Raw genomic sequence first — 19,343 nt, 5'->3', positions numbered from 1 at the left:
TTCATCCTCTCTGGCTGTTCGTTACGTTTGCTCCTAAACTGGTGCGGAAATGCCCCAGCGCCCAGGTATGTCCCTCCGGGTTAAAGCTGGCTACCGCATCTTCGTATACTGTAATTGCAAATCCCTTGTTATAAGCCTCCACCGCCGTATGCAGCACGCAAATATCCGTGCACACGCCGATCAGATGCACCTCCGTAATACCGCGTTCCCGGAGCTTCAACTCCAGGTCCGTTCCACAAAACGCGCTGTATCTCGTCTTATCCATCCAATAGATGCGGTCCTGGTTCTTCGCATAAACCTCAGACAACCGCCCGTACAACGCACGGCCTTCCGTATCCCTCAGATTGTGGGGAGGAAACAGCTTCGTTTCCGGATGCAGGTGGTCTTCCCGCTCGTGCAGATCTACGGCCATCACGACAAAATCCCCTTGCGCCACAAAGGATTCCGTTATCCGGCAAATCGCCGGTTCAATATCGATGGCCGGCTGGCCCACCGGAAGGTTACCGTCCACGAAATCCTTCGTATAATCGATGACGATCAGAGCTTTCATGATTTCACTCTCCCTTCACACATTCCATTTGCCGCAACTAATATTTCATTATGTAAAATATCTTAAGTGTAAATCGAAAGCCGCGGGGTGTAACCAGTAAATCGGTACAATTGAGCCGGCCGTTGCGAATATTGGTTAGACAACATCGGCTTGCCATTCTCGTCACGCACTTCTTCCAGTATCCCCTGACGACTGCGCGTCGATGTAATTTTGCGGATAAAATTTAGCTCTTCAAAGTCTGGAACGACCGTTTGAATCACCTGATACAATTCGCCGAGAGTGAAATGCGGCGGCAAAAATTGCTTCGCAATCGTCGTATGCAGCATCTGCTGCTGAATCCGTTTATAAGCGTCTTGCAAAATCTCGCGGTGGTCGAAAGCGAGCTGCAGATCCTCTAAGGCTTCTCGAACGGTAAACAGACCAACCTCTTGGGCATCATCCGCCGATTGCCGTTTCTCCAGCACCCATTCCTCTACTAACGCGAAAAAAGCGTGGGAGATAATCCAGCCGCGCGGGTCCCGCCCCGGCTTGCTGTAGACCCCCAAATATTCAAGATGTGAGCCGTCGACACCGGTTTCTTCCTTCAGCTCGCGACGCGCGGTTTCGTACAGCGATTCATCCTCCTGCGAGAAACCGCCCGGCAATGCCCAGGCCCCGGCGAACGGCCAGCTCCGCCGACGGATCAGCATGACCTTCAGATCGAAGCGCGGCAGCGATTTGGTCGATGCTTTTCGTTCCTGCCTCGTCAACGTAAACATGACGATGTCGGCCGGGATTCCGTCCGGCGTGCGATATTTTTTAACCTCATTAACTACCTGCTTTTGTTCTTCGTTCATCACGTATCACCACATCGTCTAGGATAACGCCGGCCGATTGAAGTCCGGCACTTACGAATTCAAGCGATCTAACCCGAAAGACGGTCCCCTGCTCACTTCGGCAAGCGGAACGTTGCCGTCGATATGCATCCGAGGGTCCCTTCTTCGTTACGAACCTCGGAGCGGAGCGTCATCGTCCGATGGGTCTCATGGATTGGCATCGCCGACACCACCAGTTCCCCTGTTCGCATGGGGCTGAGAAAATTGACATTCAAATGGGTGGTTAGCCCAAGCTTCCCTTTAATCGTTGCTACCAGCGTGCCCATCGCTTGATCCATCATGGACGACAGCACGCCCCCATGGACGATGCCCATGGAATTGAGGTGGGAAGCCCCCGCTGTAAGTCCCAACTTTACCAGGGATTTGTCGGCAGAAATGAGGCGCAGTCCCAGCAGACCCCAGAACGATTGCTCATCCCGCCGCAGCACTTCTTCGCTCCAATCATCCATCTCGGTGTCCCCCCTATCCTTGCTTCTCTTTATATTATAGTATTCCGATGCGACGTTGCTTCAATCATTACAGACAAGATGAAAAAAAGCGGAGGGGTTGCCTCCGCACCAACTGCCTCGTATTACTCTCCGTATCCGGATGAAACAGCCGGCTCGCTGCCCGACTCGACGTTCACTTTGCTGGCTACCGTATCGCGGATGACAGAAACGACGAGCTGGAGCAGATAATTGATATCGCTTTGGCTCTGCTGGAACTCCGTAACGAGCGGAATCTGATCGAGTTCGTCCTGCAGCTCCTCGATTTCACGTTCGATCTTCTGCACCATAGCTTGGTTCTGGAACGTTTCAAATGCGACGATTTCCTTCTGTTTCTTCTTAATTGCACTGATCAACGCCTGCACGCGGTCATGCTTCTGGATCAGCTTCTCCGCCTTCTGAAATTGCTGAACCTCTTCACTGGTACCGATCAGTTCAGCCAGCTCTTTGGCCTTCTTCATAATATCCTCGCGGATGACCAGGTCCCGCGAATCATACTTCGGAATTCCGCAATCGGTTTGATCTTTGTGCTGTTCCACTGTCAATAACCTCCCCTGCATTACGCCAATTTGGCGGTTTGCTCTACGAGCTTGCCTTTGATGTACCAAGTCATCGGATCGGTAATCTCCACCTGGACAAACGTTCCGATCAATTCCGTTCCGCCCTCAAAATGGACAAGCTTGTTGGTGCGTGTACGTCCGGATAACATATGGGCGTTGTTCTTACTTTCGCCTTCGACCAGCACTTCAACGATCTGTCCGCGCAGCGCTTCGTTACTGTTGCGGCTAAATTCGTTGAGGGTATCGTTTAACTTCATAAGCCGCGCTTTCTTCACTTCCATCGGGACAGTATCTTCCATCACGGCAGCCGGCGTACCTTCCCGCGGCGAGTAGATAAAGGTATACGCCGAATCGTACCCCACCTCGCGCACGAGGGATAAAGTTTCCTCAAACTGTTCCTCAGTTTCACCCGGGAATCCAACGATAATGTCCGTGGTGAGGACGACGTTTGGAATTTTCGCCTTGATTTTACGCACCAGTTCAAGGTAATGTTCACGGGTATATTTGCGGCTCATCTTCTTCAGCACTTCGCTGCTGCCCGATTGAACTGGCAGATGAATGTGCTCCACCAGATTTCCGCCTTTGGCCAGAACATCGATCAGCGCATCGTCAAAATCGCGTGGATGCGATGTCGTAAACCGAACGCGCGGAATATCGATTTGACGGATATCGTCCATCAGATTCGCAAACGTATAGTTGATATCGGTAAAGTCCTTACCGTAGGCGTTGACATTTTGCCCCAGCAGCGTAATCTCTTTATAGCCCTGACGCGCCAGCTCACGAACTTCGGCAATGACGTCCTCCGGACGGCGGCTGCGCTCCTTGCCCCGCGTAAACGGCACGATGCAATACGTACAGAACTTGTCGCACCCGTACATGATGTTCACCCATGCCCGCATGCCTTCGCGCTTCTTCGGCAGGTTCTCGATGATGTCGCCTTCCTTGGACCAGACCTCAACCACCATCTCTTTGCTGAACAAAGCTTCTTGAATGAGATATGGCAAACGGTGAATGTTGTGCGTCCCGAAGATCATATCCACAAAACTGTGCTTCTGCAGGATCCGCTTCACGACACCTTCCTCCTGCGACATACAGCCGCAAACGCCCAGCAGCAGATCCGGCTTCTCCGTCTTGAGACTCTTCAGGTGACCCAGCTCACCAAACACCTTATCCTCTGCGTTCTCCCGAATCGCGCAAGTATTCAGCAAGATAATGTCCGCCACTTTGCGGTCCTCGGTCGCACGGTAGCCCATCTGCTCCAGCAAACCTTTGATCGTTTCGGTGTCATGCTCGTTCATCTGGCAGCCAAACGTATAGACGATATAATGCTTGCCAACGCCAATCCCCTTCAGTTCTTCGGGAACGGCATTTTCATACAGCACCTTCACGTCTTCTTTCCCGCGTTGTTTCTCTTTGCGTTGGTTCGGCTCGGACAAAATTTGAATATCCCGGCCACGGATTCGGATTTTCTTCCCTCGCTCATCCTCCGAAATGACCCGGGCGTCCGAGAAGTCAAAGTATTTGGCGTAATCTTTCGTTTCCTTAGCCATGTGCCCGTTCACTCCTTTACCTGATCTATCTTCGTTCCATATGGGCATCGTTATCATTCATAAAAATGCATTACACTAAATTATAACATGGCCAGGCTTCGATATCCAGATAAACGCCGTATACGTGGAAACGCAAATAGACCCGTTCGAATGAACGGGTCCTTTCTAATCACAGTTAGAATCCCTTGTATTGAGGTTCTTCGCTTTCCAGCTGCGCTACGCGGCTTTCCACTTGCGTTACGATTTGCTGCGTTTGTTGCGCGCATTGCGTAAACAGATCCTTCGCTTGCTGGTTTTGCGTGCTTAACGCGAATTGCTCCAGGCTCGCTTGCGCGCTTTTTAACGAAGCTAAGGCCGTTTTGACTTGAGATGCTACTGTCACAATTTCACCACCTTTGTTTTGGCATGTTGCTTATGAACAATGCATAATTTCACCTGCTCGAAATTGATTCATACGCCCTGTTCCCCTTCCACATATTACCTTAGTAAATTTACGCATCCCCGCGCATAATTGGGATATCTCGCCTTGGATTGTCTACGAAAGGAGTATTCCCCATGCCAATGTGGTTGGAAGTTATCGTCCGAACGTTGGTGGCCGTCGTCGTGTTATTTGTGCTCACCCGGCTGCTCGGAAAGAGGCAAATTTCACAGCTTTCCTTCTTTGAATACATCACCGGGATTACGATTGGGAGTATTACCGCCTACATCTCCCTGGATATTAATACAGACTGGTATCTCGGGCTAATTGCCGTTACCGTCTGGTTTCTCGTATCGCTTGGCATCGAATTTTTGCAGCTCAAAAGCAAGAAAGCCCGGGATATGATTGACAGCAGCAGTACCGTGCTGATCAAGGATGGCAAGATTCTGGAGGAGAATCTGAAGAAGGAAAAGCTGACCAACGAAGAGCTCATGGAGCAGCTGCGGAAGAAAAGCATTTTCAAAGTGGCCGAAGTCGAGTTTGCGGTCATGGAGCCCGATGGACAAATCAACGCGATGCTGAAGAACGAATATCAGCCGATTACGCCGGCTCACTTGGGGATCAAGGTTGCTCCCCAGCCGGAGCCGCAAACCGTCATTATCGACGGGAAAATTATGGACGAGCCGCTTGCTACACTGGGTCTCAACCGGAAGTGGCTGAATACCGAGCTTGAGAAGCTGGGCGTATCCCTGGATAACGTCAATTTAGGGCAGGTTGATGCGTACGGCCAGCTTTATGTCGATTTGTACGACGACCAGATCACCGTGCCGCAGCCTCAAGAAAAACCCGTTTTGCTGGCCCAGTTGAAGAAGTGCGAAGCCGATCTGGAGATGTTCGCTCTCTCGACGGATGAGGAAGAAGCCAAGAAACTGTACGGCGATTGTTCGGTGAAGCTGCAGAAGGTCATCGATCAAGTCAAACCGTTATTAATCCAATAGGAGGATGGGAGCATGGCCAAGAAAAAAAATAAGCAATTGACTCCTACACAGCAACAGTATCAACGGCTGGCACATGCCCATGAGCCAAAGCGCCCGGTAGCTGTCAATTGTCTGAGAGCCTTTTTGGTCGGCGGATTGATATGCCTGATTGGAGAATGTATCCGACAGGCCTTTATCCATTTTGCCCATATGGGCGAAAGAGAAGCCGCTAACCCGACCGTCGCTATTCTTGTCATCTTGTCCGTGCTGCTCACAAGCTTTGGTGTCTATGACAAAATCGCTCAGTGGGCCGGAGCAGGTACCGCTGTTCCTGTCACGGGCTTTGCCAACTCGATGGCATCGACGGCGATTGAGCATCGCCCGGAAGGTCTGGTGCTGGGCGTAGCTGCAGGCATGTTTCAATTAGCCGGTTCCGTCATCGTGTTTGGTACGGTGGCTGCTTTTATCATCGGGGTGATTTACGCGGTGTTTATCCCCGGGTATGCCGGAGGTGGGCACTGAAATGCTGAAAGGCCATCAAAGCTGGGTATTTGAAAATAAACCTAAGATCATTAGCAGCGCTACTGTGGTGGGGCCATTTGAAGGCCAAGGGCCGCTCGCTGAAGATTTTGATGTGATCCATGCCGACCTCTATATCGGCCAAGACAGCTGGGAAAAAGCCGAAAAGACGCTGCTCGAAGAATCAGCGCAGCTGGCGATTAAACATGCTGGGTTAACCAAGGAACAGATTCAGTTCTATTTCGGCGGCGATTTGATGAATCAGATCATCAGCAACAGCTTCGCCGCACGGACGTTAAGCATTCCGTATATCGGCATGTTTGGCGCTTGCTCGACCTCGATGCAGACGCTCGCGATGGCCGCCTACGTTGTCAATTCGGGAGGCGCGAAATATGCCATAGCCGGAACCTGCAGTCATAACGCCAGTGTGGAGAAGCAATTCCGCTACCCGACGGAATACGGATCGCAGAAGCCGCCTACCGCCCAGTTTACGGTCACCGGGTCAGGCTCTGTCGTGTTATCCCCTGAAGGGGACGGTCCTTCGGTGACGTCAGCTACCATGGGCAAAGTCATCGATATGGGCATCACCGACCCATTTAATATGGGCGCTGCAATGGCACCGGCAGCCGTCGATACGATCCAGGCCCACTTCCGCGACTTAGAGATCGAGCCGTCTTACTATGACCTGATCGTCACCGGGGACTTGTCCAAAGTCGGATATGCCATCGCGAACGATTTGTTCGTCCGGCACAATTTCCCCATCAAGCAGACGACCTACATGGACTGCGGCATGATGATTTATGACTACGAGAAGCAACAAGTTCAAGCCGGCGCCAGCGGATGCGCCTGCTCCGCCGTCGTCACCTACGGTCATCTTCTGAACCGGATGAAACGCGGGGAAATAAAACGAATCCTCGTCGTGGCCACCGGGGCGTTGCTCTCTCCGCTCTCCTACCAGCAAGGCGAAAGCATCCCCTGCATCGCCCACGCGGTGTCCATCGAAGCTTAAGCTGTTCACACCAAAAAGGGCTTGCCCCACGGCATTTACAGCCGCTGGGCAAGCCCTTTGCTTTTTTTTCAAGTGTAACCGATTAGTCGATGATTTCTGCCGTGTCGCCTGTTTTCGCACCGGCAGCGTTCGCTTCGTCCGTATCGATATGCATATCGAGGGCAAAGTTGTCAGATACGCGCGCAATGACGTTCTCCAACACCAAACCACGTTCTCCGCTCAAACGAACTTTCAGCAGTTGCTTGTCTTTAATGCCCCATTTCTCAGCATCGGAAGTATGGAAGTGAATATGGCGAGCAGCGACGATCACGCCTTGCTCCAATTCGATTTCGCCGGCAGGGCCTTTCACCTTGATGCCAGGCGTGCCTTCAATGTTGCCCGATTCGCGCACCGGAGCTTTAACCCCAAGCGCAAAGGAATCCGTACGGGAAATTTCCAGTTGGGACGCCGGACGGGCTGGACCCAAAATGCGAACTTTATCGAACTGTCCTTTTGGTCCGATGACTGCCACTTGTTCGTTCGCAGCAAATTGTCCCGGTTGGGACAGCGGTTTGAATTCCGTTAATTGATAGCCTTGTCCAAACAAAATTTCAATGTGCTCCTGCGTCAAATGGATATGACGCGCGGATACGCCGACAGGTACAGTTTTGCTCATGTCTACAAACACTCCTCGTATATTCTCTATATCGATGACGATTCACATCGCTACTCATTATACACCTAATGGCGAAAAAAAGGAAAAGGCGTCCACCAGAAATGGACACCTTTCACCTGATTATTTGAATTCTGCAACAAGATTGTCAAACTCGCTTTCAGAAAGTGCCAGCGATTGATGGACCAGCGGCTCTTTCTTAAAGCCGTGAACCAGATCTTCGTAGCATTTCTTCTCTTTGTTCTGATAGATCAATCCGGTGATCATGCCGTTTGTCTCCATCAGCTTCGCCATGGCCATCGCCCGGTTGCTTGGATCATAATCTGGAACGGTCTCGAGATTGATGATGTTCTCTTTGAACCAATCGTACGTATTTACCTTGTTAAAGGTGACGCACGGGCTAAACACGTTGATCAAGGAGAAGCCTTCATGCTGGATGCCTTGCTCGATCAAAGAAGTCAGCTGCTTCAGATCGCTGGAGAACGATTGAGCCACGAAGGTGGCACCGGACGCCAGAGCGATTTCGAGCGGAGACAAAGTCGATTCTACCGAGCCTTCCGGCGTACTCTTCGTCTTAAAGCCTTCACCGCTGCGCGGGGAGGTTTGCCCTTTGGTCAACCCGTAAATTTGGTTGTCCATGACAATGTAAGTGATGTTGATGTTTCGGCGAATTGCGTGTACCGTGTGCCCCATCCCAATCGCGAAGCCGTCGCCGTCGCCGCCTGAAGCGATGACGGTCAGGTCGCGGTTGGCCAGCTTTACACCTTGGGCGATCGGCAGCGCACGGCCGTGAATCCCGTGCAATCCGTAAGCGTTGATATATCCGGAGATCCGTCCGGAGCAGCCGATCCCGGAAATCACGGCAAGTTGCTCTGGCTCAAGACCCACATTCGCTGCAGCGCGTTGGATTGCGGCTTGAATGGAGAAATCGCCGCAGCCCGGACACCAGTTAGGTTTAACGTTGTTACGGAAATCTTTAAACGTTGCCATTTTTCACCAACTCCTCCTGCGCTTTCTTCCCGGCTGCCTTCTTGCACTCTTCGTAGACTTCCGAAGGAAGGAACGGATTGCCGTTATATTTCAGGACATTCACGATTTTGTCGTGGTAACCTACGTTTTGTTTAATCAGGTTAGCCAACTGGCCTGTTGCGTTGTTCTCTAGGACAACCACTTTCTTCGCCTTCTCAATTTGCGGTAGTACTTGCTCCGTGGGGAACGGATGCAGCAAGCGCACCGTCATGTGGTTCGTCTTCAAGCCGTCCTCCGACAGACGGATGCGGGCTTGATCAATCGTACCCCCCGTGGAGCCCATGCCGATGATCAGCAGATCCGGTTCAGTATGCGGGGCTTGCAGGTGAATCGGATTCGTGACTTCCAATTGGGCCAGCTTCCGCAACCGCTTATCCATCATTTTCTTCCGGTTCACCGGACTTTCCGACGGACGGCCGGATTCGTCGTGTTCAACCCCAGTCACATTGTGAATGCCGTTCTTCTCGCCCGGCAGCACCCGCGGGGAGATCCCGTTTTCCGTAAAGGCGTAGCGGTTGAACATGCTTGAATCCTCACGGTCCGGAATATCCTTCACAAGGTAACCGCGATCGATCGTGACTTTGTTGAAATCGAGCATTTCGCAGGACTGCTTCCCGAGGGATAACTGCAAGTCCGTAGCCACGATAACAGGCACTTGATATTTGTCAGCCAGGTTGAAGGCCTCTACCGTATCGTAGAAGCACTCTTCGATCGAACTCGGCGCGATCACGATCTTTGGAATTTCCCCATGGGTACCGTAGATGAGTGCGTTGATATCGCTTTGCTCCTGCTTCGTCGGCAGACCTGTACTTGGGCCGCCCCGTTGCGTATCGATGATCACGACCGGCGTTTCGGTCATGCCAGCCAGTCCGATTGCTTCCATCATCAGGGACAAGCCGGGTCCCGCCGACGCAGTCATCGAACGGACGCCCGCATAACTCGAACCAATCGCCATCGTAATAGCTGCAATTTCGTCTTCCGTCTGAATAACCGTACCGCCAAATTTCGGCAATTTCTTAATTAAATATTCCATAATTTCAGAAGCAGGGGTAATCGGGTAAGCACTCATGATTCGGCAACCTGCCGCAACGGCCCCCAGCCCAATCGCTTCGTTACCGATCATAAACAGCTTCTGCTTGCCATCCGCCGGCTCGAGTCTAAACTCCTCCAGAGGTCCTCCAGCAAGCTCAAGCACGAAATCCGCGCCCCGTTTAACTGCTTCGATATTTTTCTCAACAATCGCAGGTCCTTTGCGGCCGAACTCTTCTTCCACCGCTTTGTTAAATACCTCAAGCGGAAGACCGAGCAGCGCCCACGATGCACCGGAAGCAACCATGTTCTTCATCAGCGAAGTTCCAAGCTCTTCGGCAATGCTCGTAATCGGCACCGGGAACAAACGGGCATCCACGCCCTCCGGTACGGTCGGGTTAAACTTAGCGTCCGCTACAATAACCCCGCCGCCGCGCAGTTCATGTGCATTCAAATCGATACTTTCTTGGTCAAAAGCGACTAAAATGTCCAAGTCGTCGGAAATCGCACGAATTGGCTTGGTACTGATCCGGATTTTGTTATTCGTATGACCGCCTTTGATACGGGAGGAGAAATGCCGATACCCGTACAAATAATATCCCAGCCGGTTCAAAGCCGTCGAAAAAATCCGGTCTGTACTTTCAACGCCCTCTCCCTGCTGTCCACCGATCTTCCAAGACAATTGACTAATCAAGATCGCCCACCCCTTTAATCGTATCGCAATGGAAAAATAGAAATAATAATAAAAGTTGTAGAATGCTAACGTGCAAGAGGTCACATTCCGGCCTATTGTTTGTGAACATTCTGTTTCAGAGTCATGTCAATTTTATGTCTCAACTTGGTAAAAAGCAAGCGTTTTCTAGCCTTTTTTCATATAGTAGTTTTCGATCAATTCGTTCTCACAATTGGATGAATTAAAGCGCTTACTTGTGGGAAGGCAACCAAGCCCGCAGGAATGCGGCTGCATTGTCGTACAACCATCCGCGAACAAGCTCTTCCGGGTAGTACTTCAGCAAAGTTTCCTGCCAATTTGTGTAATGTCCCGCATGCCGGAAATCGGTCAAATGGGTGTCGATCCCGTCGAAGTCGGATCCGAACATCAGGTTCTTCGCTCCACCCAATGAACATATCCGCTCGATATGCGGCAGCAAATCTTTGCTGGATGCATTTTTCCCCTCTTTGACGAACCAAGGCACAAAGGTCACTCCAATTCGCCCGCCTAACTTAACGATCGCCTGGATCTGGTCGTCACGAAGGTTCCGTGCATGCGGGCAGATCTGATAGGCGTTGGAATGGGAGGCGATAAACGGCTTGCCGGCAGCCTCCGCGAGCTCCTGCAGCTCCCAAAATCCTTTGATCGACAAATGTGAGACATCCAAAATGATGCCGAGCTCATGGCATAACTTGACCAGTTCCAACCCAGCCGGGGTAAATCCGCCGTTTCGCGGCTCCATGACCCCGTCAGCGGCCCAGTTGGCATAATTCCAGGTTAACCCGAGTAACCGCACGCCTTTCTCATAACAAACACGGACATACTGCAGGTTCCCCTCAAGCCCGTCCGCTCCTTCCAGCGATAACAGCCCTCCGATGACCTCTCCTTGCTCCAGGGTATGTAAATCCTCGACAGACTGCACAGGGAGCACGCCTAGCGGGAGAACCCGTTCCCGAAACAAATCGATTTGTCCGAGGATATGTTCCATTTTCGCTGGCCCCAACTCGCTGGACAGAAATATGGCGAACGTTTGCAGCTTCACCCCGCCTTCCTCCAATCGGCGAAGATTGACGTCCAACCGGCGGTCACGGGCAAAGTCCAGCTTCGGGTCCAACTGCAATTTGCTTAACACATCACAATGAAAATCGATAATCGGCAGGCTCATGATTTTTCCTCCTCGGTTACCATTATTTTAGCTCAAAAAAACAAAAAAGCCTGTCTACGGAACGTAAACAGGCGTCATTCTATCCAAAACTTATCTCGGTTCTACGATCAGTTTAATCGCGGTCCGATCCTCACCATCGATGACGATGTCGGTAAAAGCAGGAATGCAAATCAAGTCCACGCCGCTTGGCGCGACGAATCCCCGGGCGATCGCAACGGCTTTGATGGCTTGGTTAAGAGCACCCGCCCCAATGGCCTGAAGTTCAGCAGCGCCACGTTCTCTAAGGACGCCAGCCAACGCACCGGCAACGGAGTTGGGGTTGGATTTTGCTGAAACCTTTAATACTTCCATGGTTAGTACCTCCCTGGGAATATTCGTTGGATTCCACTACTTAGAAGATATTCGTGAGAATTTGGGATATTCCTTCTTTTTCCCCGAAGAGAAAGTTTCGAGAGGCCTTGATTTATCGGACTTCTTGGCGATTAACTAATCCATAATCCATTCGTCTTCCAGTAAACGGATTTTTTGAATCTTCTGAGCTTTGCCCGTGGATTCATCCACATCGACGATCACCGCGTGGAAATGCCACTTCCCTTCGCAGACTTGGAACCGGACAGGAAGCTGTGTGGTGAACTTGCGCAGCACCGCCGTCCGTTCCATGCCCAGGATGCCTTCACGCGAGCCGACCATACCGGCATCGGTCAAGTAGGCCGTCCCCTGCGGCAGGATCGTGTCGTCATTGCTTTGCACATGGGTGTGCGTCCCCACTACGATCGAGGCACGGCCGTCTAGATACCAGCCCATGGCGATTTTTTCCGAAGTGGCCTCGGCATGGAAGTCGACCAGGATACACTTGTGCTTCTTGGACAGTTGACCGATGATCTCATCTGCAACCCGAAACGGGTCGTCGAGCGGCGGCAAAAAGGTGCGGCCCATCAAATTGACCACGGCCAGCTCCTTCCCATTGGCTTTAATCACGGTGTAACCTAATCCTGGCGTACCTGGCGGGTAGTTGGCCGGCCGGACCATTCGCGGCTCCTGATCGATGAAGTCGAAGATTTCTTTATTGTCCCACGTGTGATTCCCCATCGTTAAACCGTGAATGCCCTGATCGAAAAACTCTTTGGCGATGTTGGCGTTAATGCCCCGGCCTGCCGCAGCGTTCTCCCCGTTAGCGATGATGATATGCGGGTTGTATTTAGATTTCAAATGAGGCAGCGTGGCCTTCAGCGCTTTGCGCCCCGTATTTCCAACGATATCTCCGATAAACAGAACTTTAATGCTGGTTCCCTCCTCTGACTACTACCCCTTGCAGCATGTGAGCTCAAGGCTTATCCAAGTAATGAAAAAGCGGCCCGCGAGGGGCCACTTTTCAGCATAACCTTTACTTGGCGTATTCAACCGCCCGCGTCTCGCGGATTACGGTTACTTTGATATGACCTGGATAATCCAGTTCATTTTCAATCGTCTTCGTAATGTCACGCGCCAAGCGGAATGCTTCCGCGTCGTCAATCTTATCCGGCTGCACCATCACGCGAACCTCGCGGCCCGCCTGAATGGCAAACGATTTCTCGACGCCTTCAAACGATTCGGAAATTTCCTCAAGCTTCTCCAACCGACGAATGTAGGTTTCGAGCGTTTCCCGGCGCGCCCCCGGTCTTGCTGCCGACAATGCATCGGCTGCGCCAACCAACATGGCAATGACTGAGGTGGCTTCGCAATCGCCGTGGTGAGAGGCAATGCTGTTGATAACCACCGGATGTTCTTTATACTTCTTAGCCAATTCCACGCCGATTTCGACATGAGATCCTTCCACTTCATGATCAAGCGCTTTGCCGATATCGTGCAGCAAACCTGCCCGTTTGGCAAGAGTGATGTCTTCGCCCAGCTCTCCAGCCATTAATCCGGCCAGATAAGCGACTTCCATCGAGTGTTTCAGGACGTTTTGGCCGTAGCTTGTCCGGAACTTGAGACGTCCCAAGATCTTGATCAAATCCGGGTGCAAAGCATGTACGCCCACCTCGAACGTAGCCTGCTCGCCATATTCGCGAATCCGTTCGTCCACTTCTCTCCGGGATTTCTCGACCATCTCTTCGATCCGGGCTGGATGAATCCGACCGTCCGCCACCAATTTCTCCAAGGCGGTCCGAGCAATTTCGCGGCGAATCGGGTCAAAGCCCGACAGAATCACCGCTTCCGGTGTATCGTCGATAATGAGATCGATCCCGGTCAATGTTTCGAGAGCACGAATATTCCGGCCTTCCCGACCTATAATCCGTCCTTTCATTTCTTCGTTTGGCAGTGTTACGACGGAAACAGTTGTTTCCGCCACATGATCAGCTGCGCAGCGTTGAATGGCCAGCGTAATGATCTCGCGGGATCTCTTATCCGCTTCTTCCTTCGCTTGCTGTTCAATATCTTTAATCATCTGCGCCGTTTCATGGCGAACTTCCTGCTCTACGTTGTTCAAAATGATCGTACGGGCATCTTCCATGGTAAGGTTGGAAATCCGTTCGAGTTCCTGAACCTGACTCTTATAGATCAAGTCGATTTGTTGCTGGGTTTCTTCGATCCGTTTCTCTTTGCTGACCACTTGCTCTTCTTTACGTTCAAGCGATTCTAATTTTTTATCCAGCGACTCTTCTTTTTGCAACAATCGTCTTTCTTGTCGTTGTATTTCATTCCGACGTTCACGAATGTCTTTATCAGCTTCGGCTCTGAGCTTGTGGACTTCGTCTTTGGCTTCCAGAACCGTTTCCTTTTTCAGTGCTTCCGCGTCCTTCCTAGCATTCTCTAGGATTTGGCTGGCCGCGTGCTCTGCACTGGAAATTTTAGCTTCGGCAAGAGACTTGCGAATAAAATACCCGATCACGAACCCAAAGAATAAAGCGGCTGCAACGAGAACGATCCAGATTACTGGGTGCATCTGTTCACCTCCCCGTTGTTTCCTCCAAGGCATTCCTTGGGATGTTTGCAGTTGTAGTTACTTTTCGTTTCTTAGGTTCATCATTCCATACAAAGAATTCATGACTTGCCCTTTCAGCTCAGCACTTCATGCTGCAAAAGCATGACTCCTCCGCAGTAGCCTAGCGGACGCACTTTGCCTGATTGGAGAACATAAATCCTATACCTTCAGACCCATAATTTTGGAAGGAAAAAAGGGGCCCTCAAGGTATGGACTCAAATTCATTTTATTATTTGTGAAAAGATATTGTCAAGCAAATGACAGGAGTTACCTCGCCCTGTTATTCTTCGTCCCATTCATCCATTCCATGCATTTCTTCGCGGTTGCCAAGTTCCCGCATAACCCGGGATACGACGCTTCCGCTATATCCGCGGCGCTGCAGGAACGCCCCGGTTTTACGTTTTCGGTCAAGCAATTCCCCTGTGGTTGAACGCCACTTCTTCATGCCCAGCTGCAAGGCACTCTCAAACTCGTCCTCTTCGCTGACCTCACCAAGCGCCTCCTCGATATACGCCTTGGAAATCCCCTTCTGGCGCAATTCATGCTTGACCCACAGTTTCCCCTTCCCGCGCAATTTCACGCGCTGAGAAGCCCATTCCTGTGCGTATGCAGCGTCATTAACATAACCTTCTGATTGCAATCGGGTAAGCACATCTTGAATCGTCTCTTCGCCCCAGCCTTTCTCGCCTAGACGTTGTGCAATTTCATAGGTGGTTCGCGGCTTTAAGCTTAAATATTTCAACGCATCGGCATACCCCTGTTGGCGCTCGTCGGCTGCTACGATTTCCTCCAGTTCTTCTTTTGTAAATACCGCACCTTTAATCATGCGGTATTTGATCATCACGTCCTCGTGAACCTCCAGCGTATATGCCCCAAAAGAGATCCGATAACGATGCTTCGGCCGCTTTAGCATCAACACGGACGTGATCGCAAGCTCAGTGTCCTCAGGGAAAGCGTCCAATCCGGCAGGGATTTCGCCTTCCGTCTCCTCTCGGTTCGAATCCCAGCCGGTATCCCGCGGCCGCGGCTCCCAGAACGCCTCGTCGGAGATATCTACGATATCGTCCTCTCTCCGTTCGCCAGAGTTAGCTCCATCTCTTCTTCCCGCAGCCTTCCTGCGCGATTGTCCCCACGTACTCACGTCCTATCCCTCCTGTCTATGCCCTAGGCGATCCATCCGCTTCCTTAAGTACTGCAAAAGCGCCCTGACCCGGCATATTGCCGCGGTCAGAGCGCTTGATAGTTACGGCTTAACAAGCTTATTCATCTGCGAACAGCGCTTGCTCTTCTGCAAACTCCGCTTCCAGTTCGCTGGCGGAAGCCGAAGCTACTGACGTCGTCAGATTGCTGGATTCGCGGATCTTCTGCTCAATTGCATTTGCAATCTCCGGATGTTCCTTCAAGAACTGCTTCGCGTTCTCGCGGCCTTGTCCCAAACGTTCGCCGGCATACGAATACCAGGCGCCGCTCTTATCCACGATATCCAGTTCCGTCCCGAGATCGATAATGCTGCCTTCCTTGGAAATGCCTTCTCCGTACATAATGTCGATTTCGGCCTGTTTGAAAGGAGGCGCAACCTTGTTCTTCACAACCTTGATCCGCGTCCGGTTCCCGACCATGTCGTTGCCCATCTTGATCGTCTCAACGCGGCGTACATCCAAACGAATCGTCGAATAGAATTTCAGCGCGCGGCCCCCCGGCGTCGTCTCTGGGTTCCCGAACATGACGCCGACTTTCTCACGCAGCTGGTTGATGAAGATCGCAATCGTCTTCGACTTGCTGATTGCCCCCGACAGCTTCCGCAGCGCTTGAGACATCAAGCGGGCCTGCAAGCCGACGTGCGAGTCCCCCATTTCGCCTTCGATCTCCGCTTTAGGTACCAATGCCGCAACGGAGTCGATGACGATAATGTCCACTGCGCCGCTGCGCACGAGTGCTTCAGCGATCTCCAATGCTTGTTCCCCCGTATCCGGTTGGGACAGCAGGAGTTCGTCGATGTTGACACCCAGCTTGCTGGCATAGGAAGGATCCAGCGCATGCTCGGCGTCGATGAAGGCAGCTTGTCCACCGATCTTCTGAACTTCAGCGATCGCGTGCAGCGCTACCGTCGTTTTACCGGAAGACTCCGGCCCGTATACTTCAATAATCCGTCCGCGTGGAAGTCCACCTGTACCAAGGGCGATATCCAGAGCGATCGATCCACTTGGAACGATCTCGACCTGCATATGCGTCGATTCTCCAAGCTTCATAATCGAACCTTTACCGAATTGCTTTTCTATTTGGCGAAGCGCCATCTCCAGCGCTGCTTTACGATCTGACAATCAGCTCACATCCTTAAATGTTATATAAATCATTGAATACTTAAAGTTACTGAATTCAAGTATACTTCGGACCTCTCGTAACTGCTTTCGTATATCATTGTACCTTGTTTTAGAATGTTTGCCAAGCGTTTTTTCGAACATACATTCGTAAAATTTCTCCACCTCCCAAACCGCTGACTCTCCTCTCCCTATCCCTCTTTTGCCGTAAGGGAGGGCCCCCAAAGGCCTGCTGCCCTTGGGAATCCGTAAACTGGACAAACGTTGGTGTGACTGAGGCGCTTCTTAGATGCTCTATTGTGCGGTGAATCGCTGAGTTTGTTACTTGGCAGACCTCTCCTGCTCCTAGATGCGGGTACTTTTGGAAATGTGCTACCAGGGTGATGGCGCGGTACATGGTGCGTTACATGATATGTTGCATAAATGCGTTACATAGTGCGTTGCATAGTGCTTTAGTGCGGTACATGCGCTACATAGTGCGTTTGCATAAGTTCGTTACTTGGCGGTCACATACTGCGCTACAACTTGATATGTATGAATTTTCATATATAATTCGTCGAAATGAACTGGAATCGCGGATTATGTTCGATTTTTCATATATATTTGCTCGTATCGACTCAATAGTGCTGGATTATATTCGATTTTTCATACATATCACGTAAATTTGCTCTTACGGAGCACTATTATATATGATTTTTCGAACAGATTCTCTGCCCCCACCACGCGCACGCACCAAAACGAGCCTACCGACAGCCCGACCTTTCTTATTTTCCTATTTACTTGCTTGTTTGTTTGCTTACCGGATTACCAGATACTTACTTTCTACTGCTAACCAGCTAACTAGCTTATTTACTTGTTACTTCCTTATTTACTTCCTTATTTACTTCCTTACATACTCACTTAATTACTTCCCACTCTCCCCTCCCCATGGTTTCTCTTACAACAAAAAAAGAACCGCAGCACAACTAAATCAGTTTGCTACGGTTCTTCCGTACCTTGATTATATGTCATAATCTTCCAAAGCACAAGGGCCTGCTTAACAAAGAACATTCACCCATCCGGATTGCTGAAGCGCTTCTTCCGTCATCCCTGATTGATCGGGATAATGCGCGAAAGGAAGCCACGAAGTACTAAACTACCGAACACGCAGATGGAGCACTACATACAGAACACTGCACACAGAGCAGCGAAAGCACGTGACCGAGAGCACATGACCACAAGAGCACGAGCCCCCGAGAGCATTAAAGCACTAAAATCCCTGTTTCCCCTGCAATACCCGCCACAACTGGTAGAACAGCGACTTCACTGCGCGCAGCCGGATGATCTCGCGGTTGCCCTTAAGGTTCAGCTCGAAGACGGCGGTGTCCGCTCCCTCGCGCGCAATCGCGATATACACAAGCCCCACAGGCTTGCGCTCGGAATGGGCGGGGCCGGCCACGCCGGTGATCGCCAGGCCAAAGTCGGTGCCTACGGTCAGGCGCACCTGCTCCGCCAGCACTTTGGCCGTTTCCGCGCTGACCGCGCCGGGCGCGCCTTCGCCTTCCAGCAGGTCATGCGGCACGTTGAGCAGCTTCTCCTTCATCTCATTGGAGTAGCAGACAATCCCGCCCGCAAACACGGCTGAACTGCCGGGCAGCGCGGTGAACATCTCCATGAGCAGCCCGCCGGTGCAGCTTTCGGCCGCGCTCAACGTAAGGCCGCGCGAAGCCATCAAATCGAGGATCGTCTTCTCAATGGGTTCATCCACGTTTGCATACAAATGCTCCGGCAGCCGCGAGGCAATCTCGCGTTCCATCGCATCCAGCTTCACCGCCGCTTCCTGCTCGTTTGCCGCTTTGGTGGAAATGCGAATCGTGACCTCGCCTTCCTTCGCATATGGCGCTACCGTAGGATCGCTTTGCGCCTGGATCAGGTCAAGCAGTTTGGTTTCCAATGCAGATTCGCCAATCCCGGCAAACTTCAACATCCGCGAAAAAATCGGCATCTCGCTGGTCAGCACATGCTTCAAAATCCAAGGCTTCGCTTGATGTTCGAACATCGGCTTCATTTCCTTTGGCGGCCCAGGCAACACGATATAGAACTTGTCGTTCAATGCAATCGCATTGCCCACAGCCAGTCCGGTTTCATTCGGAAGCGGCGTGCCTCCTTCAATGGCGAGCGCCTGGCGGCGGTTGTTCTCCGTCATCGGGACCCCCCGGTCTTGAAAGAAACGCTCGATGTTCGCCATCGCATCCGGATCGATATAAAGCGTCCGACCGAGTACCTCAGCCAGCGCCTCTTTGGTGAGATCGTCCTGGGTCGGACCCAGCCCGCCGGTAAGGATCAGCACATCCGCCCGCCCCGACGCCGTCTTCACCGCTTCCGCCAGCCGATTCATATTATCTCCGACCACGGTTTGGAAATAAACGTCGAGCCCGAGTGCGGCTAACTCCTGAGACAAGTACTGCGCATTCGTATTTACGATTTGGCCAAGCAGCAGCTCCGTACCAACCGCAATAATTTCCGCTTTCATCTTCGCATGCCTCCTTTT

At 51.7% G+C, this 19,343-nt stretch carries 19 protein-coding genes; 3 read left to right on the top strand and 16 right to left on the bottom strand.

Features of this window, described 5'->3' with window-relative positions; all coding sequences use genetic code 11:
* Position 1: 1 nt before the first annotated feature.
* The 6 genes from POTG_RS01900 to POTG_RS01875 all read right to left on the bottom strand — a co-directional run bounded on the left by POTG_RS01900 (position 2) and on the right by POTG_RS01875 (position 4,402).
* Complete coding sequence (locus POTG_RS01900) at positions 2 to 550, bottom strand: cysteine hydrolase family protein (RefSeq protein ID WP_009223098.1); 549 nt, start codon at positions 548 to 550, stop codon at positions 2 to 4.
* Positions 551 to 612: 62 nt separating this feature from the next.
* Positions 613 to 1,386 carry an NUDIX domain-containing protein gene (locus tag POTG_RS01895; RefSeq protein WP_028539115.1) on the bottom strand — a complete coding sequence of 258 codons (774 nt, stop codon included), beginning with the start codon at positions 1,384 to 1,386 and terminating at the stop codon, positions 613 to 615.
* 92 nt (positions 1,387 to 1,478) lie between these two features.
* Positions 1,479 to 1,874: a PaaI family thioesterase gene (locus POTG_RS01890; protein ID WP_009223096.1), complete on the bottom strand. Its 396-nt coding sequence runs from the start codon at positions 1,872 to 1,874 to the stop codon at positions 1,479 to 1,481.
* A 122-nt stretch (positions 1,875 to 1,996) separates the two neighbouring features.
* Positions 1,997 to 2,470: a RicAFT regulatory complex protein RicA family protein gene (locus POTG_RS01885; RefSeq protein ID WP_050769660.1), complete on the bottom strand. Its 474-nt coding sequence runs from the start codon at positions 2,468 to 2,470 to the stop codon at positions 1,997 to 1,999.
* Positions 2,470 to 4,020, bottom strand: a complete 1,551-nt coding sequence (gene miaB, locus POTG_RS01880) for a tRNA (N6-isopentenyl adenosine(37)-C2)-methylthiotransferase MiaB (RefSeq protein ID WP_036643764.1) — start codon at positions 4,018 to 4,020, stop codon at positions 2,470 to 2,472. Before miaB ends, POTG_RS01885 begins: the two co-directional genes overlap by 1 nt.
* Before the next feature lie 175 nt (positions 4,021 to 4,195).
* On the bottom strand, positions 4,196 to 4,402 hold the full coding sequence (locus POTG_RS01875; protein WP_009223093.1) for a DUF1657 domain-containing protein: 207 nt from the start codon (positions 4,400 to 4,402) through the stop codon (positions 4,196 to 4,198).
* Between the two features lie 173 nt (positions 4,403 to 4,575).
* Between POTG_RS01875 and POTG_RS01870 the strand changes: the two genes are divergently transcribed.
* From POTG_RS01870 to spoVAD, 3 genes are read left to right on the top strand one after another with little or no spacing between them, the layout of a single operon-like run.
* On the top strand, positions 4,576 to 5,436 hold the full coding sequence (locus tag POTG_RS01870; protein ID WP_009223092.1) for a DUF421 domain-containing protein: 861 nt from the start codon (positions 4,576 to 4,578) through the stop codon (positions 5,434 to 5,436).
* A 12-nt stretch (positions 5,437 to 5,448) separates the two neighbouring features.
* On the top strand, positions 5,449 to 5,937 hold the full coding sequence (spoVAC, locus tag POTG_RS01865; RefSeq protein ID WP_009223091.1) for a stage V sporulation protein AC: 489 nt from the start codon (positions 5,449 to 5,451) through the stop codon (positions 5,935 to 5,937).
* Between the two features lies 1 nt (position 5,938).
* Positions 5,939 to 6,943, top strand: coding sequence for a stage V sporulation protein AD (spoVAD, locus tag POTG_RS01860; RefSeq protein WP_036643761.1), 1,005 nt, complete (start codon positions 5,939 to 5,941; stop codon positions 6,941 to 6,943).
* A gap of 82 nt (positions 6,944 to 7,025) precedes the next feature.
* Here the strand turns inward: spoVAD and pduL are convergent, their stop codons facing one another.
* The 10 genes from pduL to POTG_RS01810 form a co-directional block, all read right to left on the bottom strand.
* Positions 7,026 to 7,598: a phosphate propanoyltransferase gene (gene pduL / locus POTG_RS01855; protein ID WP_009223089.1), complete on the bottom strand. Its 573-nt coding sequence runs from the start codon at positions 7,596 to 7,598 to the stop codon at positions 7,026 to 7,028.
* A gap of 120 nt (positions 7,599 to 7,718) precedes the next feature.
* Entirely contained in the window at positions 7,719 to 8,585 is an 867-nt protein-coding gene (locus POTG_RS01850; protein ID WP_009223088.1) for a 2-oxoacid:ferredoxin oxidoreductase subunit beta, read from the bottom strand.
* Positions 8,572 to 10,347, bottom strand: a complete 1,776-nt coding sequence (locus POTG_RS01845) for a 2-oxoacid:acceptor oxidoreductase subunit alpha (protein ID WP_009223087.1) — start codon at positions 10,345 to 10,347, stop codon at positions 8,572 to 8,574. Before POTG_RS01845 ends, POTG_RS01850 begins: the two co-directional genes overlap by 14 nt.
* Positions 10,348 to 10,576: 229 nt before the next feature.
* Positions 10,577 to 11,530 (bottom strand): dipeptidase, encoded by a 954-nt coding sequence (locus POTG_RS01840; RefSeq protein WP_009223086.1) that lies wholly within the window; start codon positions 11,528 to 11,530, stop codon positions 10,577 to 10,579.
* Between the two features lie 90 nt (positions 11,531 to 11,620).
* Positions 11,621 to 11,881 carry a stage V sporulation protein S gene (locus POTG_RS01835; protein ID WP_006286829.1) on the bottom strand — a complete coding sequence of 87 codons (261 nt, stop codon included), beginning with the start codon at positions 11,879 to 11,881 and terminating at the stop codon, positions 11,621 to 11,623.
* A gap of 135 nt (positions 11,882 to 12,016) precedes the next feature.
* The gene (locus POTG_RS01830) at positions 12,017 to 12,811 is read right to left on the bottom strand and encodes a TIGR00282 family metallophosphoesterase (RefSeq protein WP_036643757.1); all 795 of its coding nucleotides are present in this window, start codon (positions 12,809 to 12,811) and stop codon (positions 12,017 to 12,019) included.
* Between the two features lie 103 nt (positions 12,812 to 12,914).
* Positions 12,915 to 14,456 carry a ribonuclease Y gene (gene rny, locus POTG_RS01825; protein ID WP_009223084.1) on the bottom strand — a complete coding sequence of 514 codons (1,542 nt, stop codon included), beginning with the start codon at positions 14,454 to 14,456 and terminating at the stop codon, positions 12,915 to 12,917.
* Between the two features lie 319 nt (positions 14,457 to 14,775).
* A complete protein-coding gene (locus POTG_RS01820; protein ID WP_009223083.1) occupies positions 14,776 to 15,636 on the bottom strand; it encodes a regulatory protein RecX in 861 nt (286 codons plus the stop codon).
* Between the two features lie 118 nt (positions 15,637 to 15,754).
* Positions 15,755 to 16,816 (bottom strand): recombinase RecA, encoded by a 1,062-nt coding sequence (gene recA, locus POTG_RS01815; RefSeq protein WP_009223082.1) that lies wholly within the window; start codon positions 16,814 to 16,816, stop codon positions 15,755 to 15,757.
* Between the two features lie 1,246 nt (positions 16,817 to 18,062).
* Positions 18,063 to 19,325 carry a competence/damage-inducible protein A gene (locus tag POTG_RS01810; RefSeq protein ID WP_009223081.1) on the bottom strand — a complete coding sequence of 421 codons (1,263 nt, stop codon included), beginning with the start codon at positions 19,323 to 19,325 and terminating at the stop codon, positions 18,063 to 18,065.
* Positions 19,326 to 19,343: the final 18 nt, after the last annotated feature.

Origin of the sequence: Paenibacillus sp. oral taxon 786 str. D14 (genome assembly GCF_000159955.1) — a bacterium.
GTDB lineage: Bacteria > Bacillota > Bacilli > Paenibacillales > Paenibacillaceae > Fontibacillus > Fontibacillus phoenicis.
Note: the sequence above shows the minus strand (reverse complement) of the source record. Positions and strands in the feature narration are given on the sequence as shown.